Here is a 26283-nt window from a genome sequence, read left to right as displayed (position 1 = left end):
TTCAGAAAAAAGTAAAGAATAATTAAGTCTCGCCCGCTTGTCTCGACGAAAAAATCCCGCCGCGACCGATCAAAGAGACGTGCCGCCACCGTTAAAAGTTTCCGGGTAATCCTCTACGGTTTCTCAAACATGACACACTTCTCAGGTGTTCGAAGCAGTCCTGCATTGCTTTATCGATGACAAATCTCGTAGTCGAAGAGAATTTCCTAAAAATTTTCCGCTGAAACCGCTATCATATGGGTACTCAACCTGAAGAGTGATACATGGCAACGTACAAGGAACTGAAAGCCCAAATGGAAGCTTTGGCCGAGAAAGCCGAAGCTGCACGTGCCGCGGAATTCCAGGCGATCGTCGACGACATCCGCACCAAAGTTGCGGAATTCGGCATTACCGAGAAAGACATTTTCGGTACGCGTCGTGGTCGACCGGCCAAACAAGCGGCCGCCCCCGTGCAGGCGAAGTATCGCGACCCGAAGACCGGGGCAACCTGGTCGGGCCGCGGTCGCGCGCCCGCATGGATCAAGGACGCGAAGAATCGCAATCGATTCCTGATCCAGGAATAAGATTCTCGACGCGCACCGGCGCGCGATTCAGCGCGCCGCCCGGCTATTGGGCATCGATACCGGCGGCATTTAAAATGCCGCTCCGGTGCGGTGAAGATTTGTGTCATCCGGCGCGTGGTTGCACGCTACGCGCCGGATGGCATGCCGCCCAATCTTTCCTGATTCAACGTTCGTAATAAATCGCAAGCCAGACGGATTGCGTTTCTTCGTGCGTCCACGCGACGCGATGACGGCAATGCGGCTCGATCAGCACGTAGTCGCCGGGATGCATTTCATGGCGCGTCGGGCCTTCCTCGAATTCGAGTACGGCTGCGCCCGATAGCAGCACGACCCATTCGGCGCGCGAGTCGTCATACCAAAAGCCTTCGGGGCTCGTGTGGCCCATCGATACGATCCGCTCGACATTCAGACGCTGCCCGGTGACGAGGAGGTCGATTTGTTCATCGTTGCCGCGCTGGCCTTCGGTGGTGAACAGGTTACCGGTTTGAAGTTGCATGGGGGCCTCGTCGCTGATCGTCGGGGGAAAGAATCGCGCGTCGAGTGACGGGGAATATTCACCGTCGTCTAGCGATCACCATTGACGCTGATTCGTTTCGTCGGAAACAGCATCATAGCGTTCCGCATGCCTGAAATCGGCCGTGGATTCAACCCGTCGACACATCGAATGGATGAAAGCGCGCAGCGGATGTATCGACGTCCCGTATCGCTCGCTCCCGTTCACACTCGATCCAGCGGAACGGTAAGCAGGTCGATCACCGCTTGCGTCTCGGGGCGCACGCCGCGCCACCACGCAAAGGCTTCCGCCGCCTGCTCCACCAGCATGCCGACACCATCGGCTACACCGGCGACCCCCGCATTGCGCGCCAGTCGCAAGAACGGTGTGAGGTGCTTGCCATAGGCCAGTTCATAGGCTGTGCCATGCGGGCTGAACACGCCGGGCGGCACGGGCGGCAAATCGCCGGTCAGACTCGCGGACGTCGCGTTGACCACCAGATCGAAGCGCCCCATGCGATCGAGGTCCCCGTAAGCGCACGCCTTTATCGGGCCATGCGAAGCCAATTGCAATGCCAGCGCTCGCGCTTTCTCGACGTGACGATTCGCGATCACCAGTTCCGCGGGGCGCGCGCCCAGGAAGGGAAGCAACGCGCCGCGGGCCGCGCCGCCGGCACCGAGCAGCAATACACGCTTGCCGGCGAACGGCGTGTGAAGATTCACCTCGATATCACGCAGCAGACCGATGCCGTCGAAGTTGTCTGCGAGAATCCGACCGCCCTCGAACTTGAACGCGTTCGCCGCGCCTGCGAGCGTCGCGCGCTCGCTGCGCTCATCGGCCATGTCGAATGCCGCAAGCTTGAACGGTGCCGTGATGTTCATGCCCTTGCCGCCGGCCGCGATGAATTCCCGCACCGTTACCGCGAACGCGTCATCCGGTTCGCACGGCCCCTCGATGGCCGTGTAGTGCATCGCCTGCTGCGTCGCTTCGGCGAAAAGCCGATGAATCAGCGGGGATTTCGTATGGCCGATCGGATTGCCGATCACCGCATAGGTATCGCTCATCGTCGCCTCACTTGTCGAACAGCACGCCATCGGTTTGCATCGCATCGATTTCGGCGGGCGTGAAACCCAGCGATTGCGCGACTTCGGTATTGTGCTGCCCCAGATCCGGAGCAACCTCGCGGATCGTTGTATCGCACTCGGAAAACCGGAACGGTAGATTCGGCAGGCGCAGCGTGCCGTAACGCGGATGCTCCTGTTCGACGATCATGCCGCGTGCCTGAATTTGCGGATCGGCGATCACTTCGTCGATACGTTGCACCTTCGCGCAAGGCACATCGATGCCGTCGAGCAGATCGAGAATCTGCGTCACCGTGCGCGCCGCGACCCACGGCTCGACCACGCCGAGAATCTCCAGCCGATGCGCATTGCGACCCACGCTATTGTGAAACCGCTCGTCGGCGCCGAAGCCGCGGGGGCCGCCGCTCGCCTCGATCAGCGAGGCGAAGCGCTTCCAGGCATCGTCCACCTGCGCGGCGATCACCAGATCGCCATCGGTCGCGCGAAACACACCATAAAGCGTCGATCCGGGCATGTCGTGCCCGGTCTGTTCGGGCAGCACATCTGCAAGCGTGTAGCACTGGACCGCATATTCGTGCATCGAGACGAGCGTGTCGTAAAGCGCCATGTCGATGTGCTGCCCTCGTCCGCTTTTCACGCGGCCGAGCAGTGCCGCATTGATGGCGGCGACCGCGTGAATGCCCGTGTACATATCCCCGAGCGAAATACGCAGCAGCGGTGGGCGCTCGCCCGGCGTGCCGACCATCTGCATGATGCCGCTCTTGGCCTCGGCGATCAGTCCGAAACCCGCGCGATGGGCGTCCGGCCCCGTGTGGCCATACGCGGAAATGGAGCAGTAGACCAGGCCCGGATTGCGCGCGGAAAGCGCTTCGTAGCCCAGACCAAGTTTGTCGAGCGCGCCGGGACGATAATTCTCCACGAATACGTCCGCCGAATCGCAGAGCCGTTCCATGAAGGCCTTTCCGCGCGGGTCCTTCATGTTCACGCTGACGCCGCGCTTGCCCATATTGAGCTGCAGAAAATAGCCGCTCGAGCGATCGTCGAGCACGGTCGCATGCTGGCGTCCCGCGTCGCCGCTGCCGGGTCGCTCGACCTTGATCACTTCCGCACCCAACGCCGCGAGGCAGCGCCCCACGTACGGACCCGCGAGAAAGTGGCTGTAGTCGACGACACGAATCCCTTCGAGTGGACGCGCCTGTTTCATCGTTCGGCTCCCGGGCGGCGCGGCACCATCAGACGATGCTCGCCTCGCTGCACGACTTCGCCGTGCTGATTGACGAGTTCCGACGGAAGCGTCACGATGCCCCAGTCAGGACGGCTCTTGCTCGGGCGCATTGCGCCGATGCGAAACTTCACATGCAGCACGTCACCGACCTTGATCGGCAGAACGAAGTCCCAGCTCCAGCCCAGCGACATGCCCGGCAGAAAGCGATAATCGCTCCGGGTCTTCAGGCCATCGGCAATCGAAAGACCAAACAATCCATGCGCAACGAGGCAGCCAAAGTGGCTCGCGTTCGCATACGCTTCATCGACGTGCACCGGCGTGTGATCGCCGGTGAGATCGGCGTACGCGAGAATGCGCTCCTTCGTGACGGTGTAGCTCGGGCTCACGCATTCGTCGCCTTCGCGTGCGTCGTCCCAGTATTTTTCGACGATGGTCATGTCATGCCTCCGCGCGCGGATTGATGGCGAGCGCCTGCCCCACGCAGCGCGCGGGTTTCGCCTGAATGAATTCGATGGCAAGACCATCGGGCAAACGCAGCCAGTTCGCACCTTGCGGCATGGGCTGCACGTCGTAGCGGCGGGCGGCGGCGAGCGAGGCTTCGACGTCCTCGCACATGATGCCGAGATGGGCAAGCCTTCCTTCGGGACCCGAAAAATCCGGCTGGTGGATGAACTGCATGCCGCCGAGCGTCCAGTACTGGCGCGGCGCTTCGGTCGTGCCGTCGACCTCGCGCATCGTCATGCCGAACACCTCCTCGAAAAAACGGATGTGCCAGTGGATGTCGCGCACGAAGACGGCGACGTGTTCGAGATAGGCTTTCGATTTAGTCACGCTTGCGCCTCCGCTTTCTGGCGATCGGCCATCGCACGCTCGATGCCCTTGATGCATGCAACGAGCGTGGCGTTGACGGGCGTCGGCACACCATGGCGTGCGCCCCAACGCACGACCGAGCCGTTGATGAAGTCGATTTCGGTCATGGAACCTCGTTCGAGACTTTGCAGCATCGACGTTTTGAACGCAGCGGGCAAACCTTCGGCGGCAAGCGACCACGCCTGTTCCGGATCGTTCATCGACAGTGTGACGCCTGCCGCCTTCGCGGCCGCGATCGCTTCCGCGACGGCCGCCAGCGAAGTGGCCTTGAGCAGCGGCTCGTCATAAAGCTGGCCGTAAGTCAGCGACGTGATGCCGGTCAGCGCGCCCGTCGCGACATTCACGAGCAGCTTGTCCCACATGGTGCCGACGATGTTGTCGCTGACCTGCGTGTTGAGGCCCGCGTGGCTGAATGCATCGGCAATACGTCGAACGCGATCAGTCACGCGTCCGTCCAGCTCGCCGATGATAGTGTGCTTGCCCACGACGCCCGACTCGATATGCCCCATGCCGCGCAGTACGCCACCTACATAGGTCTTGCCCGCGAGCACGCGCTCGCGGCCCACCACGTCGGCCAGAATGTCTTCGTGACCGAGGCCGTTTTGCAGTGACAGTACCCGTGTTTCAGGTCCCACCAGCGCTTGCGCGCCGCGAATCGCCGCATCGGTGTGGAACGATTTGACGAGCACGATCACGACCTCGGCCACCCCTGCCTCGTCCGGCCGGGTAGTCGCGCGGACTTGCACCTGGCGAGTGCCGCTTGCGTCATCGACGCGCAGGCCGTGGGCGCGCATCGCATTGACATGATCGGGCGAGCGGTCGATCAGCCAGGTCTCGTGGCCGCCTTCGGTGAGCGTCGCGCCAATCGCGCAGCCCAGCGCGCCGGCACCCAGAATGGCAATTTTCAAGAGCGTCTCCTTAACGTATGACGTCACGATAGGAGCCGCCGCATCATGTCGCAATACAATGGATACAATGGCATCATTGCCTCACGCAATATCGTTGACCTGCGATGATTCCGACCGATCTGCCCGACCTCAAGCTGCTGCAATTGTTCGACCTGCTCTACGACACGCGCAGCGTCACGCGCGTGGCCGAACAACTCGGCCAGAGCCAGCCGACCATCAGCATCTGGCTCGCGCGGTTGCGCGAGCATTTGCACGATCCGCTCTTTATCCGGACGCCCGGCGGCATGGCGCCCACACCGCAAGCCGATGCGCTGATCGGCCCGTGTCGGGAGATTCTCGAATCGTTGCGGCGCTTCTCGGCCTGGGAAATCGCCTTCGATCCGGCGACCGCGCAAAGACGATTTCGCATCTGCATGACCGATGCGAGTCACGTGACGCTGCTGCCGCGCCTGCTCGCCTACGTGCGCGCGCAAGCGCCTGGCGTGCGCCTGGACGCCGCGCGGATCGACGGCAATACGGAACGGGCGCTCGAATCAGGCGAGGCCGATCTTGCGATCGGATACGTGCCGTGGCTGAGCGGCGGGATCTATCAGCAACAGCTATACGAGCAGGATTGGGTGTGCCTGGCGAATCGCCATCATCCGCGTATTCACACGCGGCTCGGCGTCAAGGCGTATCGCACCGAAGGCCATGTGGCGATCACGGGGGGAACGGGCACGGCGCTGCTCGAGCAGGCGCTCGTGCGCGAGCGCATTGAACGGCAGGTGGTGCTTGAATTGCCCGGTTTTCTGGGGCTCGGCGCAATCGTACAGACCACCGATCTGATCACGACCTTGCCGCGCCATATCGGCGAGACGCTGGCTCAGGCCAACGATCTTTCGGTACATCCCTGCCCCATTCCCGTCGAGGGTTTCGCCGTTCGGCAACACTGGCATGCGCGCTACCATCAGGAGGCAGGCAATCGCTGGCTGCGTTCGGTCGTCGCCCGGCTGTTCGGCATTTCCGGCGCGAACGTTACAGGCTGACGAGTTACCGTTTCGGCATCGATGTCTGCTGATCTGTCGCGAGCGGACAACGGCACCCGGTCGCTCATCGTCCGCTCAGGTCGGTCACCGCCGGGCCGCGCCGGAACAAGCCGCACCTCACACTTCGCGAGTCCCGCGGGAATAAAACCATGCCCGCTCCGGTATATCGGGGCGTCAGGCCGCTCACCACGCCGAACGAGCCGGTGCACGACGCCCAACCGAAACGGAGAGACCGCCATGTCACACCCCAACCACGTCGCCTACACACGCTTCGCGATCGCCATGCACTGGTCGATCGCCATCCTGATCCTGTCGAACCTGATGATCGGGATCTACATGAATACCTTTCCGCACAACTCGACTCAGTTCAACGGCATCCTGTTCTATCACGCGTCGATCGGCAGCCTGATCTTCATGCTGACCGTGCCACGCCTCGCGTGGCGTGCGACGCATACCCCGCCGCCGCTGCCGGCCAGTGTTCCGGCGTGGCAGGCGCGGATCGCAGGCGCACTGCACGGCGTGCTGTACCTGCTGCTGTGTCTCGTGCCGCTGACCGGCTACGTGCATCGCCTTGCTGGCGCCCATCCGGTCAGTTTCTTCGGGATCACGGAATTGCCGGTGCTGGTCGGCCGCGACGAACCGCTGCGACTCCTGACCGATTCGCTGCATCGCGCGCTGGTGCTGACGCTGGGCTTGCTGCTGGTCATGCACGTCGCGGCCGGGCTGAAACACAAGTTCGTCGATCGGGACGGTGTCGCGGAGCGGATGGGAATCTGAGCGCGACCTGGCGGTCGACGTTCGCCAGAAGCGGCCGCCCGAACATCGGATACCGCGGCAGCGGCGGATGCGGATGCGGGATGATCGCCTCGCCATGCAGCAACTTCGTCACTGTCTGCAGAACGAACGATCGATGAGGGGAATTTTCAGCTCACGACACCCGCTCGAGGTGGTGCGCTACCAGAAGAATGCTGCTTTGCCGGAGTAGTGCAGCCACTACTCCGGACTTCCACGCCGGCGATCAGAAGCCGTGGTACATGCCGATGTTGACTTGAACCTGGTTGCCGCCCGATGCGGTGTTGCCAAAGTCGGCAACGGAAGCCTGAGCGCCCTTGGCATGAACGTACCCGCCCATCGCGTACAGCGCGGTGCTCTTCGACAGCGAGTACGTCGCACCCAGCGACACCTGGTTGATCGACGCCATCGTGCGGCCTTCGGCAGCCAGCGCGGGCGTGGCCGCGGAGCCGTAGACATACGTGTACCCGGTCGCCAGCGACAGCGCCGGCGTGACCTGGTACTGCAGGAGGGCACCCAGCACGTTGAAGTGGATCGACGGCTGGCCGGCATTGCCCTGGTACTGCGCGTTCGAGTAGCGCAAGCCTGCCGTGTACGGACCGATCTGATATTGCGTTGCGACTTGCGCGATGCCTGCGCTCTTGAAGGCATTGCCGCCGTTGTAACCCGAACTCGGATAGCCCAGCGCACCGCCGAAACTCGGTTGCGCCGTTGCGTTCGTCCACCCGTTCTCACCCTGGTTTGCCGCGTGGAAATAGCCACCGGCGACCGTCAGACCGCCCTGAGCGTAGTTCGCCGCCACCGACCACGATTGGCCCGACCCCATCGAGCCGGCCACACCGCCGAACGAGTACGCGCCTTCAGCCTGGAAGCCATGGATGAGCGGCGAAATGTACTTCACGGCGCTGTTCTGGTTCGTCGTGTTGTCGTTGTTGTCCACGTCGCCCGGAGTCGAGAATGTCGACGCCGAAATGGCGTCGCCCGTCAGGACCTGAACCATTTCCGTCACGGCGTCGAGCTGGCGCCCCAGACGCACGGTACCGTACTGATCGGAAGCGAGGGATACGTATGCCTGGCGGTTGAACAACGAACGCGTGGAACCGATGGGTCCCTGGCCGCCTATGCCGCCCGTACCAATGTTGAAGCCGTTTTCGATCTTGAAGATCGCCTTGAGGCCGCCACCGAGATCTTCCGTCCCCCTGAGGCCCCACTTGTTCGAACCTGCGGCACCACCATCGAGGCCGAACCGCTTGTGGCCATTGATGTTCGACGTGTAGCCGATACCTGCATCGAGCATGCCGTACAGGGTGATCGACGACTGTGCCATTGCTGCCGACGATGCTGCGAAGGCGGCAACAGCGATAACGCTGACCTTGATTTTCTTGTTCTTCATCTGTATTTCACTGTCAGGAGTGGTTGCGGGATTGTTTGAAACGGGTTTTGTTGTATTCGAACGCAGATGACGGCACACGACCTGCGCGTCGTCTCAGGTTGCAACAGCCGGCTTCATATTCGCCGGATCGGCATATTTGTCTCGATCATTTCGTCATCCTAAAAATTTCATGCAGGAAGGCGCCTCGCATCTCGACCTATCCGGCATTCCCTCGATTGGAACCACCGCGACGCCCCGCCTGGACGAAAGCCGCTTCCTTGCTTCCGTTGTCGCTCCAGCTGCTATCGAATTCGCCATCCGGACGAACGGATGGGCCGAATCCGCGATGCCGACAAACTCGAGCGGATCACCGCGCGGAACCGAACGATTCTTCGATGGCAATTCGAAGAAGCACTGCATCGTCACGTTCCACACTCACGCCATCCCCACGAGCGAGGTCGGCGATGACGAAACCGGGCCACGCTCCACCCGCGACAACAAGCGGTATGGAAATACCGACCGCCGTGGCAGGCTGATCGAGCGTCCGGTTCAGCCGCTGGCGAAGCACGCGAACTTTTCGCCGAGCGCCAACGCAACCGGGACGCGCTTTGCAGGTGCGAAAAACCATATCAGGAACATAAATCGTCGTCAAAATTTGTTTGATATAAGTTAATCGCGTTTGATACCCGTGCGGACTACCGGGATTTCCCTGATAGGAATTGGCATCAGGACGAAGTGTTGGAAAACGTCGTGCCGTCGGACAAAAACTTGGGACGGAACGGGTGTGCCTGGGCGGGAGATGCAGACGATCTCCACCCTGATGTCGCGTCGCTCATGAAATGGCCGCGGGACATCGCCATTCAGGTTGGCATCGCGGGGATGCGCCTCTTCGACGCCGGACGCTGGTGCGGACGCAACGCTCGAAGCGGCCTCGGCGAAACGGTTCGTATCGGGGACTTGAGCGAATGTCTCACTGAATGCATTGCGGTGATTCGGATTCGGGACAGGATTGCCCAATGCAACGAGGAATACGTGACGCTGGCGCGCCCCCCGTCTAATCCGGAACGTCCGATATTCGACGTCGACGCAATGTCATTGCCCGGATCGCCACGTGCAAGGGTCGGGGTTCACGCGCCATTCCCGGACGAACCCACGTCCCGTCAATTGCATCGCGGATGACGCCCTCGACAGGTTGCTCAAAACGGGGGGATGGAGATGGCGCGTCGCAAGTGATGAGACCGCCATCCCGCGACCGTCGATCGTGTCGAACATGAAACGTAGCGGCCGCCCAATCAATGCGGCGGCCGCGGATGCGACGTCGCCTACTTCTTGACCACCGGCACGGTGAGCGAACTGACGAGCGCCGTCACCGGTGCCAGCAGACCGCCCCCTGTCACGGCACCTCCCCCTTGCGCGGAATTGCCGTTCAGCGAGACAGCCAGTGCCGGGACGACGCCGGCCACCGAGCCGACTGCCGAACCGACAGAATGCACCGCCGTGTTGACGATCGTCGCGCCGCCGGAGACAAGTGTGCCGACTGCATTGGTCGCACCTCCGACTGCACCGGCTGCCGTGCCGCCGTTGAGTGCGACACTCAGTGCCGGCAACGTGCCCGCGATCGCGCCGGTCGTACCGGTTACGGTGTTCGCCAGCGTGCCTGCGAGGCCGGTCGTCACCGTCGCGAGGGATCCGGCTGCACCGCTTGCGCCATTGATGACGCCGGTTCCGGAACCGATGATGCCGCCGACGCCGCTCGTTGCAGGCCCGATCAGCGACGTGACGGCCGATGCGATCGGCGTGATCGCCGCCGTGCCGCTGCCGGCGATTCCGGTTACCGCGCCGGACGCCGCACCGATTGCACCGTTGGCGGCACCGATCGGCAGCGATCCGCCGAGGGTGCCGACGATGCTGGTGATCGGCGTAATCAGCGCGCCGCCATTGCCCGCGATACCGGTGACGGCGTTGACGACTCCCGTGCCGGTGTTGGCCACCGTGCCCACGACACCACCCAGGCCGCCGATCGCACCACCGCTGCCGCCAACACCACCCAATGCGCCGGTCAACGTGCCGACTGCACCGGTTGCCGTGTTGGCTACCGTGCCGACGACGCCGCCCAGGCCGCCCGTTGCGCCACCGGTCCCACCGATGCCACCCAAGGTGCCCGTGACGGTACCGATCGCGCCGGTCGCCGTATTGGCTACCGTGTCAACGACACCGCCCAGACCACCCGTCGCGCCACCAGCCCCGCCGATGCCACCCAGTGCGCCGGTCAACGTGCCGACTGCACCGGTTGCCGTGTTCGCTACCGTGCCGACGACGCCGCCCAGGCCACCCGTCGCACCACCAGCCCCGCCGATGCCACCGAGTGCACCCGTCAACGTGCCGACTGCACCGGTTGCCGTGTTAGCTACCGTGCCAACGACATCGCCCAGGCCACCCGTCGCACCACCGCTGCCGCCAATGCCACCCAAGGTGCCCGTTACGGTACCGATCGCGCCGGTCGCCGTATTGGCTACCGTGTCAACGACACCGCCCAAGCCGCCCGTCGCGCCACCAATCCCGCCGACGCCACCCAGCGCACTCGTCAACGTGCCGACTGCGCCGGTTGCCGTATTGGCTACCGTGCCGACGACGACGCCCAGGCCACCCGTCAACGTGCCGACTGCACCGGTTGCCGTGTTGACTACCGTGCCAACGACGCCGCCCAGGCCACCCGTCGCGCCACCGCTGCCGCCGATGCCGCTCAACGCGCCGGTCACCGTACCGACCACACCGCCGAGGCCACCGGTCGAGCCGCCGCTGCCGCCAACACCGCCCAGCGCGCCAGTGACCGTGCCAACCGCACCAGTTGCCGCGTTGGCTACCGTGCCAACGACACCGCCCAGGCCACCCGTCGCACCACCAGTCCCGCCAATACCACCCAACGCGCCCGTCACCGTACCGACCACACCGCCGAGGCCACCGGTCGAGCCGCCGCTGCCACCCACACCTCCCAGCGCGCCAGTGACCGTACCAACCGCACCGGTTGCCGCGTTGGCTACGGTGCCAACGACGCCGCCCAAGCCACCGGTTGCACCACCAGTCCCGCCGATGCCACCCAACGCGCCGGTCACCGTGCCGACCACACCGCCAAGCCCACCAGTCGAACCACCGCTTCCACCCACGCCACCCAAGGCTCCCGTTACGGTACCGATCGCGCCGGTTGCCGTGTTGGCTACTGTGCCAACGACACCACCCAGACCACCCGTCGCGCCGCCACTCCCGCCGATGCCGCCCAAGGCGCCCGTCAACGTGCCGACTGCACCGGTTGCCGTGTTAGCTACCGTGCCAACGACGCCGCCCAAGCCACCCGTTGCGCCACCAGTCCCACCGATGCCACCCAACGCGCCGGTCACCGTGCCAACCACACCGCCAAGCCCACCAGTCGAACCACCACTGCCACCCACGCCACCCAGCGCGCCAGTAACCGTGCCAACCGCACCGGTTGCCGCGTTGGCTACTGTGCCGACGACGCCGCCCAGGCCACCCGTCGCACCACCGGTCCCGCCGATGCCGCCCAAGGCGCCGGTCACCGTACCGACCACGCCACCGAGGCCCCCGATCGGATCGCCACTGCCGCCCACGCCACCCAAGGCTCCCGTTACGGTACCGATTGCACCGGTCGCCGTATTGGCTACCGTGCCAACGACACCGCCCAAGCCACCCGTCGCACCACCAGTTCCGCCAATGCCGCCCAACGCGCCAGTCACCGTACCGACAACACCGCCAAGACCACCAGTCGATCCACCGCTGCCGCCAACACCACCCAGTGCACCCGTCAACGTACCGATTGCACCGGTCGCCGTATTGGCTACCGTGCCAACGACACCGCCCAGGCCACCCGTTGCGCCACCAGTCCCGCCAATACCGCCCAACGCGCCGGTCACCGTACCGACCACACCGCCGAGACCACCAGTCGAACCACCACTGCCACCCAGTGCACCAGTGACCGTGCCAACCGCACCAGTTGCCGCGTTGGCTACCGTGCCAACGACACCGCCCAGGCCACCCGTTGCGCCACCAGTCCCGCCAATACCGCCCAACGCGCCGGTCACCGTACCAACCACGCCACCGAGGCCACCAGTCGGATCGCTGCCGCCCACGCCACCCAAAGCTCCCGTTACGGTACCGATCGCGCCGGTTGCCGTGTTGCCTACCGTGCCAACGACACCGCCCAGGCCACCCGTTGCGCCACCAGTCCCACCGATGCCGCCCAAGGCTCCCGTCACCGTACCGACCACACCGCCGAGACCACCAGTCGAACCACCACTGCCACCCACGCCACCCAGTGCACCAGTGACCGTGCCAACCGCACCAGTTGCCGCGTTGGCTACCGTGCCAACGACACCGCCCAGGCCACCCGTTGCGCCACCAGTCCCACCGATGCCTCCCAAGGCTCCCGTCACCGTCCCAACCACACCGCCGAGCCCCCCAGCCGATCCACCACTGCCACCCACGCCACCCAGCGCACCAGTGACCCCACCGAGCACACCCCCGATGCCGCCTGTGGCGCCACCGCCACCGCCTCCACCAATCCCGCCGAGTGCCCCCGTCACGGAGCCGGCCACGCCCGCGACCGGCTCGAGCAATCCGTTACCGAGACCGATGGCCACACTCCCCGCCCCCGACCCTGCCGTCCCGATCGCGATACCGCCGGCATTCGTCGGACTGCCAACCGAGACGATCGCGTTCCCCCATCCCGCCACGGTGCCGACGAGCCCCCCGGGCGCCGGCGATCCGCCTCCGATGATCACGCCATCGGCATTACCCAGGCTTCCCGGCACGGACGTCACGACCACCGCCTTGGACGCGCTGGCGGCCACGCTGAACAAAGCCGCGACCGACAAGGCGATACCTGTCAATTTCACGTTCATTTTCGTTTTCATGAGGACCCTCATTTCGGTTGGACAACCGCGGAACAGCTCGAACGACGACGCCTGGATCCCGCCGCCACGAAAGTGGCGCGAATCGTTTGCGGATCGCCCGATACGACACGTGTTGAAACGGGTTTAGACAGGCCGGTGCGGCGGGATGTCAAACATCGCGCCATACGTTTCACGCCGATTGATTTGCATTACGAAACTTCTGCCATGCGAATCGAACAGCCAACCATAGAACCATCGATCAACCATCGGCCGCTCACGACAACGACATCGCGAGCGGCCGCCCCCCTTAAAACTTCCACAGCAGATTGCCGTACAACGCGTGGTCGCTGAAGCTTCCGCCGATCTGGCCGCTATACGACAACCCCAGCGACAGGTTCTTCGTGACGGCCGCATCGACACCGACCTCGAGCACCGCGGCATCTCGCGCGACCGGCACGCCGACCACGCTGAACGGTGAACCGCCGCTCGCGAACGCCAGCGTCGAACCCGGCTGCGTATTGCCGAACGCATGCCGCCAGCCGACGGTCCCGAACGCGGTGACCTTGCCCTTCGTCGTGACCGCGACATCGGTCGAGGCCCGCACGCCGAGCGTCGAGAAACCGAGGCCGGTCGTGCTGGAATCGCCCTGCAGTGCAGCCGCGCCACCGTTCTCCTTGAAGCCGTCGGTATGCAGGCTCGCATACGCGAGTCCGACGAACGGTTCGAGTGCGACGTTGCGGATGGCCGTCGAGTACCCGATCTCGGTGAACACCTGCGTCGCGTTCGCGTCGTAGCTGGCGGTGTCGTGGTCGGAGAAGCCACCGAACGACGGATTGCGCTCGCTGTGCACGCGGTACCACGACTGCGCCAGGCCGCCACGCACGTTCCACGCGTCGTATCGACCGCTGGCGTACAACGCGATCGTCTCGCCGTTCACCTTCGCCGACTGGTTCTGGTCGGCATTGAGCAGGGTGCGCGATGCGCCGCCCGCGATACCGACGCGCCAGTGGCTGCTGACCTCCGCATCCGTACCGACGACGAAGCCGTACAGGTTGCGATCGACCGACGCGACGCCGTCGCCGTCGAACCGGCTATGCGAGCCGTACAGCCGGCCCCACACCGCCGGCTTGAACGATTTGGCCGGCGTACAGCCGTTCTCCGACGCCAGGCGCCGGTCGAGCGACGCCGCGTGATCGTCCGCCGACACCGGCGCCTCGCAGCCGCACAACGCGCCACCGGGCTGCGAGCCGAGACGCGCGCGATCGAGCACCGCGTCGCGCACGTAGCGGCTGTCGGACAGCAGCACGCTTCTCGTGCTCGGATGCAGATCGCCGGCAAGCTGCGCGAACGCGCGGTTCGCGGTCGGGGCATCCGACGTCAGCACGGTATCGAACAACGGATTGCCGGCGCCGAGCGTGCCGACCGCGCCCGCCACCGCTTGCCCGTCGGGCGTCGTCGCAACCGACGCGAACGGCGTGCCGTTCGGTGTCAGCGACATCAGCACCTGCGCCGGGTTGTACGTGAGCGTCGGCGTGAGGAACGCATACGTCGAGTTCACCGCGCTGAATTGCCCCTGCACGCCCGCGCCGGCGTTCACGATCGTGTACAGCTTGCCCGGCTGGTATTGCCCGGTCGCCGCGACGACCTGCACCGTCCCGCCGTTGAGCGCGGCCGAGCCGGTCACGTCGAGGCCGCCGCTTTGTTGCGGCGTCGCGCCGACCTGCAGCGTCGAGCCCGGCTGGAACGTCGCATTGCCCGCCACCTTCAGCGGCTGCCCGAGCTGAAGCACCGAAGCGGTGCCGCCGCCCGACACGACGAGGCCGCCGATCGTGCCGGTCCCGGTGACGGTCGCACCGTTGCCGACAGTCACCGGCGAGTTGGCCAGCGAACCGGTGACGGCGAGCGTGCCGCCGGCCACGGTCGTCGGCCCGGACAGCGTGTTGGTGCCGCTCAGCAGCTGCGCGCCCGTGCCGGCCAGCGTCAGCGGCCCGGTGCCCGACAGCGTGCCGGCGAAGGTGCTGGTGCCCGCGGTGTTGACCGTCAGCGGCGTATTGCCGAGGTTCACGTTCGAGCCCGTCGTGCCCGACAGCGTGCCGATCGACTGCGGCGCGGCCGAGCCCGCCAGGTTCAGCGTCGCGCCGCTGCCCGCGAGGATCATCGGGCTGGTCGGCGCGAGGCTGCCTGCGCCGGTGAGCGCCAGCGTGCTGCCGCTGCCGATCGTCGTGTTGCCCGTATACGTGTTGGCGCCGGTCAGCGTCTGCGTGCCGCCGCCCTGCACCGCGAAGCCGCCGGTGCCCGCGATCGTGCCGCCGAACGAACCGCCCGTCGGGCCGGCCACGGTCAGCGTGTTGCCGCCGAGGTTCACCGTCGAACCCGCCGCACCCGACAACGCGCTGGCCGTCTGCGGCGCCGTCGCCCCGCCGACATCGAGCGTCGCGCCGGTACCGGCGAGCGTCACCGCACTGCCGGCCGACAGGCTGCCGGCGCCGCCGACCGCGAGCGTGCTGCCGCTGCCGATCGTCGTGTTGCCGGCGTACGTGTTCGCGCCGGTGAGCGTCGTGGTCGACGGGCCGTTCACCGTCAGGTTGCCGGCGCCGGAGATCGGGCCGCTCAGGCCGAGGTTGTTCGCGCCGCCGACCGTGAGCGTCGAACCCGTGCCGAGGTTCACCGCGTTGCCGAGCGTCGTGCCGGCCACGCTGGTGGCAAGCGTGCCGCCGTTGCCGCCGACGCTCAGCGTGCCGCTGCCGAGTGCCGTCGGCGTGCCGGCGACCAGTGTGCCGCCGCCCGTGACGCTGGTGCCGCCGGTATAGGTGTTGGCACCCGACAGCGTCGTCGTCGCCGGGCCGGTGACCGACAGATTGCCGTTGCCGGAAATCGCGCCGGTCAGGCCGAGGCTGTTCGGGCCGCTCACAGTCAGCGTGGAACCCGTCCCGAGGTTCACCGCATTGGCCAGCGTCGTGCCCGGCGTGCCGGCGGCCAGCGTGCCGCCTGCGCCGCCGGTGTTCAGCGCGCCGGTGCCGAGCGCCGTGTTGCTGCCCGCGACCAGCGTACCGCCACCGGTCAGGTTCGTGCCGCCCGAATACGTGTTCGAACCGGTCAGCGTCTCGGTGCCCGTGCCGCCCAGCGTCAGGCTGCCGCCCGTGCCGGCGATCGTGCCGCCGTACGTGCCGCTGCCCGAACCGCCGAGCGTCAGGTTGTTGCCGCCGAGGTTCACCGTCGAACCGGCCACGCCCGACAGCCCGGTCGTCGTTTGCGGCGTCGTCGCGCCGCTGACGTCGAAGGTTGCGCCCGCACCGGCCAGGTTCAGCGGACTGCTGCCGGAGAGGCTGCCGCCCGCACCGATTGCCAGCGTGCCGCTGTTGATCGTCGTCGCGCCGGTGTACGTGTTCGCGCCGGTCAGCGTTTCAGTCCCCGTGCCGGCCATCGTCAACCCGCCCGCGCCGCCGACCGTCCCGCCGAACGTGCCGCTGCCCGCACCGCCAAGCGTCAGCGTGTTGCCACCGAGGCTCACCGTCGAGCCCGATACGCCGGACAACGCGCCCGTCGCCTGCGGTGTCGTCGCGGCGCTCAGGTCGAGCGTCGCACCGCTGCCGGCCAGATCGACCGCGCTGCCTGACGACAGGTTGCCGCCCGCACCGACCGCCAGCGTGCTGCCGTTGCCGATCGTCGTGTTGCCGGTGTACGTGCTCGAACCGGAGAGCGTCGTCGTCGACGGACCGTTCACCGCCAGATTGCCGCTGCCCGAGATCGTGCCGCCGAGGCCCAGGTTGTTCGCGCCGCCGACCGTCAGCGTTGAGCCCGAACCCAGGTTGATCGCGTTGCTCAGCGTCGTGCCGGCCGTGTTCGTGCCGAGCGTGCCGCCTGCGCCGCTCGTGTTCAGCGCCCCCGTGCCGAGCGCCGACCCATTGCCCGCGAGCAGCGTGCCGCCGCCGGTCAGGTTCGTGCCACCGGTGTACGTATTCGCGCCGGTCAGCGTTTCGGTGCCCGTGCCCGCCAGCGTCAGGCTGCCGCCCGCACCGGCGATCGTGCCGCCGTACGTGCCGCTACCGGAACCGCCGAGCGTCAGCGCGTTGCCGCCGAGGTTCACCGTCGAACCCGTTACGCCCGCCAACGCGCCCGTCGACTGCGGCGTCGTGGCCGCGCTCAAATCGAGCGTCGCGCCTGCACCCGCCAGATTGACCGCGCTGCCGCCCGACAGGCTGCCGCCCGCGCCGACCGCCAGCGTGCTGCCGTTGCCGATCGTCGTGTTGCCCGTGTAGGTACTCGTACCGGTGAGCGTCGTCGTCGACGGGCCGTTCACGGCCAGGTTGCCGCTGCCCGAGATCGCACCGCCGAGGCCCAGATTGTTCGCACCACCAACCGTCAGCGTCGACCCCGCACCGAGGTTCACCGCGTTGCCGAGCGTCATGCCGGCCACGCTGGTGCCGAGCGTGCCGCCCGCGCCGCTCGTGTTCAGCGCGCCCGTGCCGAGTGCCGAACCATTACCCGCTATCAGCGTGCCGCCACCGGTCAGGCTCGTGCCGCCCGTGTACGTGTTCGTCCCGTTGAGCGTCTCGGTGCCCGTCCCGCCCAGCGTCAGGCTGCCGCCTGCACCGGCGATCGTGCCGTCGTACGTGCCGCTTCCCGAGCCGCCCAGCGTCAGGTTGTTGCCGCCCAGGTTCACCGTCGAACCCGCGACGCCCGACAGCGTGCCCGTTGTCTGCGGCGTGGTCGCGCCGCTCAGGTCGAAGGTTGCGCCCGCACCCGTCAGGCTCACCGGCGTCGTCCCCGACAGGCTGCCGCCCGCGCCGATCGCCAGCGTGCCGCTGTTGATCGTCGTCGCCCCCGTGTACGAGTTCGCGCCGGTCAGCGTTTCGGTGCCGGTGCCGTTCATCGTCACGCCGCCCGTGCCGGCGATGTTGCCCGCGTAGGTGCCGCTGCCCGCGCCGCCGAGCGTCAGGTTGTTGTTCCCGAGGTTCACCGTCGAGCCGGCCACGCCCGAGATCGCGCCCGTCGATTGCGGCGACGACGCGCCGCTCAGGTCGAGCGTCGCGCCGGACGCCGTCAGGCTGACCGGGCTGCTCGACGACAGGCTACCGTTGCCGCTGATCGCGAGCGTGCCGCTGTTGATCGTCGTCGCGCCGGTGTACGTATTGGTGCCCGTCAGCGTTTCGGTGCCGGTGCCCGACAGCGTCAACCCGCCCGACCCGCCGATCACGCCGCCGTACGTGCCGCTGCCCGATCCGCCCAGCGTGAGCGTATTGCCGCCGAGATTCACGTTCGTGCCCGTGCCGCCGGACAGCGCGCCGCTCGTCTGCGGCGACGTGGCCGCGCTCAGGTCGAGCGTCGCGCCGGTACCCGACAGGTCGATCGCGCTGCCCGACGACAGGTTGCCGCCCGCGCCGACCGCCAACGTGCTGCCACCGCCGATCGTCGTGCTGCCGGTGTAGGTGTTCGCGCCCGACAGCGTCGTCGTCGACGGACCATTCACCACGAGGTTGCCGCTACCGCTGATCGCGCCGCCGAGGCCCAGGTTGTTCGCACCGCCGACCGTCAGTGTCGAACCCGTGCCGAGATTGACCGCGTTGGTGATCGTCGTGCCGGCCACGCTGGTGCCCAGCGTGCCGCCCGCGCCGCTCGTGTTCAATGCGCCCGTGCCGAGCGCCGCGCTGCTGCCCGCGAGCAACGTGCCGCCGCCGGTCAGGTTCGTGCCGCCCGAATACGTGTTGTTGCCCGTCAGCGTTTCGGTGCCGCTGCCCGACAGCGTCAGGCTCCCGCCCGCACCGGCGATCGTGCCGCCGTAGGTGCCGTTGCCCGTGCCGCCCAGCGTCAGGTTGTTGCCGCCCAGGTTCACCGTCGAACCGGCCACGCCCGACAGCGTGCCGGTCGTCTGCGGCGTCGTGGCGCCGCTCACGTCGAACGTCGCGCCCGCACCGGCCAGATTGACCGGGCTGCTCGCCGACAGGCTGCCGCCCGCGCCGATCGCGAGCGTGCCGCTGTTGATCGTCGTCGCGCCGGTGTATGTGTTGGTGCCCGTCAACGTTTCCGTGCCGGTACCCGACAGCGTCAGGCCGCCCGTGCCGCCGACCGTTCCGCCGAACGTGCCGTTACCCGACCCGCCGAGCGTCAGCGTATTGCCGCCGAGGTTCACCGTCGAGCCCGATACGCCCGACAGCGTGCCCGTCGTCTGCGGCGTCGTGGCCGCGCTGACGTCGAGCGTCGCACCCGTGCCCGACAGGTTGACCGCACTGCCCGACGACAGGCTGCCGCCCGCGCCCACCGCGAGCGTGCTGCCGTTGCCGATCGTCGTGTTGCCCGTATACGAGCTCGCGCCGGTGAGCGTCGTCGTCGACGGGCCGGTCACCGACAGGTTGCCGCTGCCCGAGATCGTGCCGCCGAGGCCCAGATTGTTCGCACCGCCGACCGTCAGCGTCGACCCCGAACCGAGATTGACCGCGTTGGTGATCGTCGTGCCGGCCACGCTGGTGCCGAGCGTGCCGCCCGCGCCGCTCGTGTTCAATGCGCCCGTGCCGAGCGCCGCGCTGCTGCCCGCGAGCAACGTGCCGCCGCCGGTCAGGTTCGTGCCGCCCGAATACGTGTTGTTGCCCGTCAGCGTTTCGGTGCCGCTGCCCGACAGCGTCAGGCTCCCGCCCGCACCGGCGATCGTGCCGCCGTAGGTGCCGTTGCCCGTGCCGCCCAGCGTCAGGTTGTTGCCGCCCAGGTTCACCGTCGAACCGGCCACGCCCGACAGCGTGCCGGTCGTCTGCGGCGTCGTGGCACCGCTCACGTCGAACGTCGCGCCCGCACCGGCCAGATTGACCGGGCTGCTCGCCGACAGGCTGCCGCCCGCACCGATTACCAGCGTGCCGCTGTTGATTGTCGTCGCACCCGTATAGGTGTTGCCGCCCGTCAGCGTTTCGGTGCCCGAACCGGACATCGTCAGCCCGCCGGTACCGCCGATCGTGCCGGCATAGTTGCCGTTGCCGGAACCGGCGAGCGTCAACGTATTGCCGCCGAGATTGACGTTCGTGCCGGAGACGCCCGACAGCATCCCGCTCGTCTGCGGCGAAGTCGCCGCGCTCAGGTCCAGCGTCGCGCCCGAGCCGGAGAGGTTGAGCGCGCTGCCCGCGGACAGGCTGCCGCCCGCACCCACTGCCAGCGTGCTGCCGCCGCCGATCGTCGTATTGCCCGTGTACGTGTTCGAACCCGTCAGCGTCGTCGTCGACGGGCCGCTCACCGACAGGCCGCCGCTGCCGGAAATCGCGCCGCCGAGGCCAAGATCGTTGGCACCGCCAACCGTCAGCGTCGAACCCGCGCCGAGATTCACCGTGTTGCCCAGCGTCGTGCCCGCAACGTTCGTGCCGAGCGAGCCACCCGCACCCGAGACGTTCAGCGCGCCGGTACCCAGTGCGCTGCCGTTGCCGGCAATGAGCCCGCCGCCACTCAACGTGGTGCCGCCGCCGTACGTGTTCGTGCCGGTCAGCGTCGTCGTGCCCGAGCCGGTTTGCGCGAGGCTGCCGTTGCCGGCAATCGTGCCGCTCAGGCCGAGATCGTTCGCGCCGTTCAGCCCGAGCGTCGCGCCCGCGCCGAGATTCACCGCATTGCCGAGCGTCGTGCCGCTCACGCTGGCGTTCAGCGTGCCGTTGCCGTTCACGTTCAGCGCGCCGGTGCCGAGCGCCGTATTGCTGCCCACGCTCAGCCCGCCGCTGTTCAGCGTCGTGCCGCCGCCGTAGGTGTTCGAGCCGCCGAGCGTGGTCGTGCCCGTGCCTGACTGCACCACGCCGCCCGCGCCGGAAATGATGCCGTTCAGGCCGAAGTCGTTGAGGCCGCCGAGGTTCAGTGTCGAACCTCCGCCCAGGTCGAAGCCGTTAGCGAGCAGGATGTTGGCCGTGCTCGCGTTGAGCGCGCCGCCGGTGCCGGTCACGTGGACCGTGCCCGTACCGAGCGCCGTGCTGCTGCCCAGGGACAAATCGCCACCGCTCAGCGTCGTGCCGCCCGTATAGGTGTTGGCGCCCGTGAGCGTCGTCGTCCCGCCGCCGGTCTGCGCGAGACTGCCGCCGCCCGAGATCAGCCCGCCGAGGCTCAGGTCGGCCGCACCGTTCAGGCCCAGCGTCGCGCCTGCACCGAGATTCACCGCATTGCCGAGCACGGTGCCGGCGACGTTCGCCGCCAGCGAGCCGCCCGCACCGGCGAGGTTCAGCGCACCGGTGCCGAGCGCCGCGTTGCTGCCCGCGATCAGCGTGCCGCCGCCGGTCAGGTTCGTACCGCCTGAATAGGTGTTGTTGCCCGTCAGCGTTTCCGCGCCCGTACCGCCCAGCGTCAGGCTGCCGCCTGCGCCGGCGATCGTGCCGCCGAACGTCGCATTGCCCGAGCCGCCGAGCGTCAGCCCGTTGCCGCCCAGGTTCACCGTCGAACCGGCCACGCCCGACAGCGCGCCCGCCGCCTGCGGCAACGTCGCGCCGCTGAGATCGAACGTCGCGCCCGCGCCGGCCAGATTCACCGCGCCACCTGCCGACAGGCTGCCGCCCGCGCCGATCGCCAGCGTGCCGCTGTTGATCGTCGTCGCGCCCGTGTACGTATTGACACCCGTCAGCGTCTCGGTGCCGGTGCCGGACAGCGCCAGCCCGCCCGTGCCGCCGATCGTGCCGCCGAAGGTGTTGTTGCCCGCGCCGCCCAGCGTCAACGTGTTGCCGCCGAGGTTCACCGCCGAGCCCGCTGCCCCTGCCAGGCCACCCGTCGCCTGCGGCGACGTGGCCGCGCTCAGGTCGAGCGTCGCGCCCGCGCCGGCCAGGTCGAACAGACTGGCCGCCGACAGATTGCCGCCCGCGCCCACCGCGAGCGTGCTGCCATTGCCGATCGTCGTGCTGCCGGTGTACGAGCCGAGCCCCGTGAGCGTCGTCGTCGCCGGGCCGTTCACCGACAGGTTGCCGCCGCCGGAGATCGCGCCGCCCAGCCCAAGATTGTTTGGACCGCCAACGGTCAGCGTCGCGCCCGTGCCGAGATTCACCGCGTTGCCGAGCACGGTGCCGCCGACGCTCGTGCCGAGCGTGCCGCCCGCGCCCGCGACGTTCAGCGCCCCCGTGCCGAGTGCCGCGCCGTTGCCGGCGATCAGCCCGCCGCCGCTCAGCGTCGTGCCGCCCGAGAACGTATTCGCACCGAGCAGCGTCGTCGTTCCGCTGCCGGTTTGCGCGATCCCGCCGTTGCCGGAGATCACGCCGCCCAGGCTCAGATCGGCCGAGCCGTTCAGGCCGAGCGTCGCGCCCGCGCCGAGATCCACTGCATTGCCGAGCAGGGTGCCGGCGACGTTCGTCGCCAGCGTGCCGCCCGCGCCCGTCACGTTCAGCGCACCCGTCCCCAGCGCCGCGCCGTTGCCCGCGATGAGCCCGCCGGCGCTCAGCGTCGTGCCGCCCGAGAACGTGTTCGTGCCGGTGAGCGTCGTCGTGCCCGTGCCGGTTTGCGCAAGACTGCCGTTCCCCGCGATCGTGCCGCCCAGGCCCAGGTCGGTCGCGCCGTTCAGCCCCAGCGTGACGCCGGTGCCGAGATTCACAGCATTGCCGAGCGTCACGCCCGGCACGCTCGCGCCGAGCGACGCCGAGCCGTTGACGTCGAGGGCGCCGAGGCCGAGCGCCGTGGCGCTTCCGACGACCAGGCTGCCGCCGGTCAGCGCCGTGCCGCCCGTGAACGTGTTGTTGCCCGTCAGCGCCTGCGAGCCGGTTCCCGACAGCGTCAGCCCGCCCGCCCCGCCGATGTTGCCGGCGAAGACGCCGCTGCCGCTGCCGGCCAGCGTCAGGTGGTTCGCCCCGAGATCGATCGCCGAACCCGCGACGCCCGACAGCGTGCCGATCGACTGCGGCGTGGTCGCACCGGCCACGCTGAAGTGCGCGCCCGCGCCGGTCAGGTTGACCGGGCTCGACGCGTCAAGGCTGCCGCCCGCGCCGATTGCCAGCGTGCCGCTGCCGATCGTGGTGCCGCCGGTGAACGTCTCGGCCGCGGTCAGCGTCGTCGTGCCCGGGCCGCTGACATTGAGGCCGCCGGTGCCCGAGATGATCCCACCCAGCCCGAGGTCGTTCGCGCCGCCCACCGTCAGTGCGGCGCCCGCACCGAGCTGGATTGCATTGCCGAGCACCGTGCCGCCGACCGTCGTGCCGAGCGAGCCGCCCGCACCCGTCACGTTCAGCGCGCCCGTCCCCAGCGCGCCGGCATTGCCGGCGAGGAGCCCGCCGCCGCTCAGCGTCGTGCCGCCCGAGAACGTATTGGCACCGAGCAGCGTCGTCGTTCCGCTGCCGGTTTGCGCGATCCCGCCGTTGCCGGAGATCACGCCGCTCAAGCCGAGATCGTTCGCACCACTCAGCGCCAGCGTCGCGCCCGCGCCGAGGTTCACCGCGTTACCCAATGCCGTGCCGTTCACGCTCGCGCCGAGCGCGCCGCCCGCGCCCGTGACATTCAGCGTACCGGTGCCGAGCGCCGCGTTGTTGCCGGCGAGCAGCGTGCCGGCGCTCAGCGTCGTGCCGCCGCCGAAGGTGTTCGCACCGGACAGCGTGGTCGTTCCGGTGCCGCTCAGCACGAGTCCGCCGGACCCGTTGATCGCGCCGTTCAGGCCGAGGTCGTGCGCGCCGTTCAGCGTCAGCGACGCGCCGTTCAGGTTGATCGTGTTCGCGAGGGCCGCGCCGGCGGCCAGGTCCGCGCTCAGCGAGCCGCCGAGGCCACTCACGTTCAACGCGCCCCCGATGCCGAGCGCCGAGTTGCCTTCGACGATCAGGCTGCCGCCGCCCGTCAGGTTCGCGCCGCCGGTGAACGTGTTCGCGCCGGACAGCGTCGTCGCGCCGGTGCCGCCGAGCGCCAGGCCGCCCGCGCCGGCGATCGTGCCGCCCAGGCCGAGATCGGCCGAGCCGTTCAGCCCGAGCGTCGCGCCCGCGCCGAGGTTGACCGCATTGCCGAGCACGGTGCCGCTCGCGTTCGTCGCAAGCGAACCGCCCGCGCCGACCACATTCAGCGCGCCCGTGCCCAGTGCCGCGCCGTTGCCGGCGATGAGCCCACCGCCGCCCAGCGTCGTGCCGCCCGAGAACGTGTTCGCGCCGAGCAGCGTCGTCGTGCCAGTGCCGGTTTGCGCCAGTTGGCCGCTCCCGCCGATCACCCCGCCGAGGCCCAGGTCGGCCGCGCCGTTCAGGCCGAGCGTCGCGCCTGCGCCAAGGTTCACCGCATTGCCCAGCACGGTGCCGCCGACGTTCGTCGCGAGCGTGCCGCCCGCGCCGGACACGTTCAGCGCGCCCGTGCCCAGCGCCGCGCCGTTGCCGGCGATCAACCCGCCGCCGCTCAGCGCCGTACCGCCCGAGAACGTGTTCGCGCCGAGCAGCGTCGTCGTGCCCGTACCGCTTTGCGCGAGGCCGCCGTTACCGGCGATCGTGCCGCCGAGGCTCAGGCCCGCCGCGCCGTTCAGGCCCAGCGTGGCGCCTGCATCGAGGTTCACCGCATTGCCGAGCAGCGTGCCGCCCACGTTCGTCGCCAGCGAGCCGCCCGCACCGGTCACGTGCAGCGCCCCCGTGCCGAGCGCCGCGCCGTTGCCGGCGATCAGCCCGCCGCCGCTCAGCGCCGTGCCGCCCGAGAACGTGTTCAAGCCAAGCAGCGTCGTCGTGCCCGCGCCGGTTTGCGCAATCCCGCCATTGCCTGCGATCGTGCCGCCCAGGCCGAGGTTGGCCGAGCCGTTCAGGCCCAGCGTCACGCCGGTATCGATATTGACCGCGTTGCCGAGCACCGTGCCGCCGACGCTCGTGCCGAGCGAGCCGCCCGCGCCCGTCACGTTCAGCGCGCCGCCGCCGAGCGCCCCGCTCGTGCCGACGAGCAGCCCGCCGCCGCCCGTCAGATTCGTTCCGCCCGTGAACGAATTGGTGCCGTTCAATGCCAGCGTGCCGGTGCCTTGCGCGTTCAGCGCGCCGCCGCCGGCGATCGTGCCCGACAACGCGAGCCCGTTCGCGCCGTCCACCGTCAGGCTGCCGTTCAGCGTCACGTTGTTGAGCAGGTTCACGCCGGCCGCGCCGGCCTCGAGCGTGCCGCCGCCGGCGACGATCGTGCCGGTGCCCAGCGCACCGGCGCCGTGGACGATCGCGGTGCCGCCGGTCAGCGACGCGTTCGCCGCGGTCGATGCGCCGGTGATGTCCCACGTGCCGCCCTGCACGGCGAGGTGGTTGAAATTGCCGAACGTATCGACCGCGATGGCGCCGTTCGTCGCGCCGCCGGCGGCCGGGTTCAATTGCAGGTTGAGCGTGTTGTTGCCGCCCACGCCCGCATCGACGCCGAGCCCGACCGACGATCCCGTCAACGCATTGAACGTGTTCGACGTGCCGAGGCCCGCGCCGAGCGACACGTTCCCCGTGACGGTTCCCGCGTTGGTGAACGTATTACCGGTGCCGGCCAGTCCGCTCGGCGCAAGCACCACGGAGCCATTGATCGCGCCGCCGCTCGCGTTGGTGAAATTGACCTGGGCGCCGCCCTGCGCGGTGACCACCTGTGCGGTCGGGCCCGCGGTGAAGCCGAGGATGCCGGTCGTGCCGATCGTGCCGGCATTCGTGATGTTCGTCGTCCCGCCAATGCCGTTGTAAACGGTCAATGCGGGCCCGTTGCCCAGCAACCCGCTGGTCGAACCCATCATCACGCCGGTGCTCGTGTTCGTGACGTTGACCGTGCTCGGGGACAGGACATTGCCGACGACCGTGCCGTTCGAAACGGCGCTCAGGCCGGCCAGGGATGGGTCGATCGTCCCGTTGTTGGTCAGCGTGACGCCGCTGCCCGTCAGCGACATCGCCGTCCCGCCGAACAACGGCAGCACGGAAACGGTCGCGCCCGGGGCGACCGTGACGTTGAGGCCGTTCGTGCCGTTCGCGTAGCTGGCGGTCGCGCCGGTACAGGTGACGGCAGGTGTTCCGGTGCAGGCGGCCAGTGCTTCGGCGGGAATGACCCCGGCGCCGACCAGCGCGACCAGCATGCCGGTCGGAACGAGGAATTTCGGACGTGCATCCGCGCGCTTTTTATTCGAGCCCATGCGCATACGCATAATCACACCTTCCCATAAAGAG

General features: G+C 67.9%; 13 protein-coding genes. 4 read left to right on the top strand and 9 right to left on the bottom strand.

Going from position 1 to position 26283, the window contains the following annotated elements:
* The first annotated feature begins 263 nt into the window (after positions 1–263).
* On the top strand, positions 264–563 hold the full coding sequence (locus CFB82_RS34810; protein WP_011350136.1) for an H-NS histone family protein: 300 nt from the start codon (positions 264–266) through the stop codon (positions 561–563).
* A gap of 163 nt (positions 564–726) precedes the next feature.
* Here the strand turns inward: CFB82_RS34810 and CFB82_RS34805 are convergent, their stop codons facing one another.
* The 6 genes from CFB82_RS34805 to CFB82_RS34780 all read right to left on the bottom strand — a co-directional run bounded on the left by CFB82_RS34805 (position 727) and on the right by CFB82_RS34780 (position 5141).
* Entirely contained in the window at positions 727–1059 is a 333-nt protein-coding gene (locus CFB82_RS34805; protein ID WP_069249738.1) for a cupin domain-containing protein, read from the bottom strand.
* Positions 1060–1280: 221 nt separating this feature from the next.
* Positions 1281–2120 (bottom strand): shikimate dehydrogenase, encoded by an 840-nt coding sequence (gene aroE / locus CFB82_RS34800; RefSeq protein WP_089486932.1) that lies wholly within the window; start codon positions 2118–2120, stop codon positions 1281–1283.
* A 7-nt stretch (positions 2121–2127) separates the two neighbouring features.
* Positions 2128–3342 (bottom strand): CaiB/BaiF CoA transferase family protein, encoded by a 1215-nt coding sequence (locus CFB82_RS34795; protein WP_089486931.1) that lies wholly within the window; start codon positions 3340–3342, stop codon positions 2128–2130.
* Positions 3339–3800 carry a MaoC family dehydratase gene (locus tag CFB82_RS34790; protein ID WP_069249741.1) on the bottom strand — a complete coding sequence of 154 codons (462 nt, stop codon included), beginning with the start codon at positions 3798–3800 and terminating at the stop codon, positions 3339–3341. Before CFB82_RS34790 ends, CFB82_RS34795 begins: the two co-directional genes overlap by 4 nt.
* A 1-nt stretch (position 3801) precedes the next feature.
* Positions 3802–4194: a VOC family protein gene (locus CFB82_RS34785; RefSeq protein WP_089486930.1), complete on the bottom strand. Its 393-nt coding sequence runs from the start codon at positions 4192–4194 to the stop codon at positions 3802–3804.
* Positions 4191–5141 (bottom strand): ketopantoate reductase family protein, encoded by a 951-nt coding sequence (locus CFB82_RS34780; RefSeq protein ID WP_089486929.1) that lies wholly within the window; start codon positions 5139–5141, stop codon positions 4191–4193. The genes CFB82_RS34785 and CFB82_RS34780 overlap by 4 nt, the downstream gene beginning before the upstream one ends.
* 104 nt (positions 5142–5245) lie before the next feature.
* Between CFB82_RS34780 and CFB82_RS34775 the strand changes: the two genes are divergently transcribed.
* Together CFB82_RS34775 and CFB82_RS34770 are read left to right on the top strand one after the other, a co-directional pair.
* Complete coding sequence (locus CFB82_RS34775) at positions 5246–6166, top strand: LysR family transcriptional regulator (protein WP_089486928.1); 921 nt, start codon at positions 5246–5248, stop codon at positions 6164–6166.
* A gap of 237 nt (positions 6167–6403) precedes the next feature.
* A complete protein-coding gene (locus tag CFB82_RS34770) occupies positions 6404–6943 on the top strand; it encodes a cytochrome b (RefSeq protein WP_179255492.1) in 540 nt (179 codons plus the stop codon).
* 241 nt (positions 6944–7184) lie between these two features.
* Here the strand turns inward: CFB82_RS34770 and CFB82_RS34765 are convergent, their stop codons facing one another.
* The gene (locus CFB82_RS34765; RefSeq protein WP_069249746.1) at positions 7185–8351 is read right to left on the bottom strand and encodes a porin; all 1167 of its coding nucleotides are present in this window, start codon (positions 8349–8351) and stop codon (positions 7185–7187) included.
* A 136-nt stretch (positions 8352–8487) separates the two neighbouring features.
* On the opposite strand from CFB82_RS34765, the gene CFB82_RS42635 reads away from it, so the two are divergent.
* Positions 8488–9003 (top strand): hypothetical protein, encoded by a 516-nt coding sequence (locus CFB82_RS42635; RefSeq protein ID WP_143751011.1) that lies wholly within the window; start codon positions 8488–8490, stop codon positions 9001–9003.
* Positions 9004–9652: 649 nt separating this feature from the next.
* On the opposite strand, the gene CFB82_RS34760 is transcribed toward CFB82_RS42635, so the two are convergent.
* Positions 9653–13255: a beta strand repeat-containing protein gene (locus CFB82_RS34760; protein ID WP_089487031.1), complete on the bottom strand. Its 3603-nt coding sequence runs from the start codon at positions 13253–13255 to the stop codon at positions 9653–9655.
* Positions 13256–13541: 286 nt separating this feature from the next.
* Positions 13542–26261: an autotransporter-associated beta strand repeat-containing protein gene (locus tag CFB82_RS34755; RefSeq protein WP_089486926.1), complete on the bottom strand. Its 12720-nt coding sequence runs from the start codon at positions 26259–26261 to the stop codon at positions 13542–13544.
* Between the last annotated feature and the right edge of the window lie 22 nt (positions 26262–26283).

Origin of the sequence: Burkholderia sp. HI2714, assembly GCF_002223085.1 — a bacterium.
In the GTDB taxonomy this organism is placed as follows: domain Bacteria; phylum Pseudomonadota; class Gammaproteobacteria; order Burkholderiales; family Burkholderiaceae; genus Burkholderia; species Burkholderia lata_D.
Note: the sequence above shows the minus strand (reverse complement) of the source record. Positions and strands in the feature narration are given on the sequence as shown.

Coding starts and splice junctions, on each gene's coding strand:
- CFB82_RS34805 (WP_069249738.1), bottom strand. CDS start 1,059: ATGCAACTTCAAACCGGTAACCTGTTCACCACCGAAGGCCAGCGCGGC.
- CFB82_RS34810 (WP_011350136.1), top strand. CDS start 264: ATGGCAACGTACAAGGAACTGAAAGCCCAAATGGAAGCTTTGGCCGAG.
- CFB82_RS34775 (WP_089486928.1), top strand. CDS start 5,246: ATGATTCCGACCGATCTGCCCGACCTCAAGCTGCTGCAATTGTTCGAC.
- CFB82_RS34755 (WP_089486926.1), bottom strand. CDS start 26,261: ATGCGTATGCGCATGGGCTCGAATAAAAAGCGCGCGGATGCACGTCCG.
- CFB82_RS34770 (WP_179255492.1), top strand. CDS start 6,404: ATGTCACACCCCAACCACGTCGCCTACACACGCTTCGCGATCGCCATG.
- aroE (WP_089486932.1), bottom strand. CDS start 2,120: ATGAGCGATACCTATGCGGTGATCGGCAATCCGATCGGCCATACGAAA.
- CFB82_RS34765 (WP_069249746.1), bottom strand. CDS start 8,351: ATGAAGAACAAGAAAATCAAGGTCAGCGTTATCGCTGTTGCCGCCTTC.
- CFB82_RS34795 (WP_089486931.1), bottom strand. CDS start 3,342: ATGAAACAGGCGCGTCCACTCGAAGGGATTCGTGTCGTCGACTACAGC.
- CFB82_RS34760 (WP_089487031.1), bottom strand. CDS start 13,255: ATGAAAACGAAAATGAACGTGAAATTGACAGGTATCGCCTTGTCGGTC.
- CFB82_RS34790 (WP_069249741.1), bottom strand. CDS start 3,800: ATGACCATCGTCGAAAAATACTGGGACGACGCACGCGAAGGCGACGAA.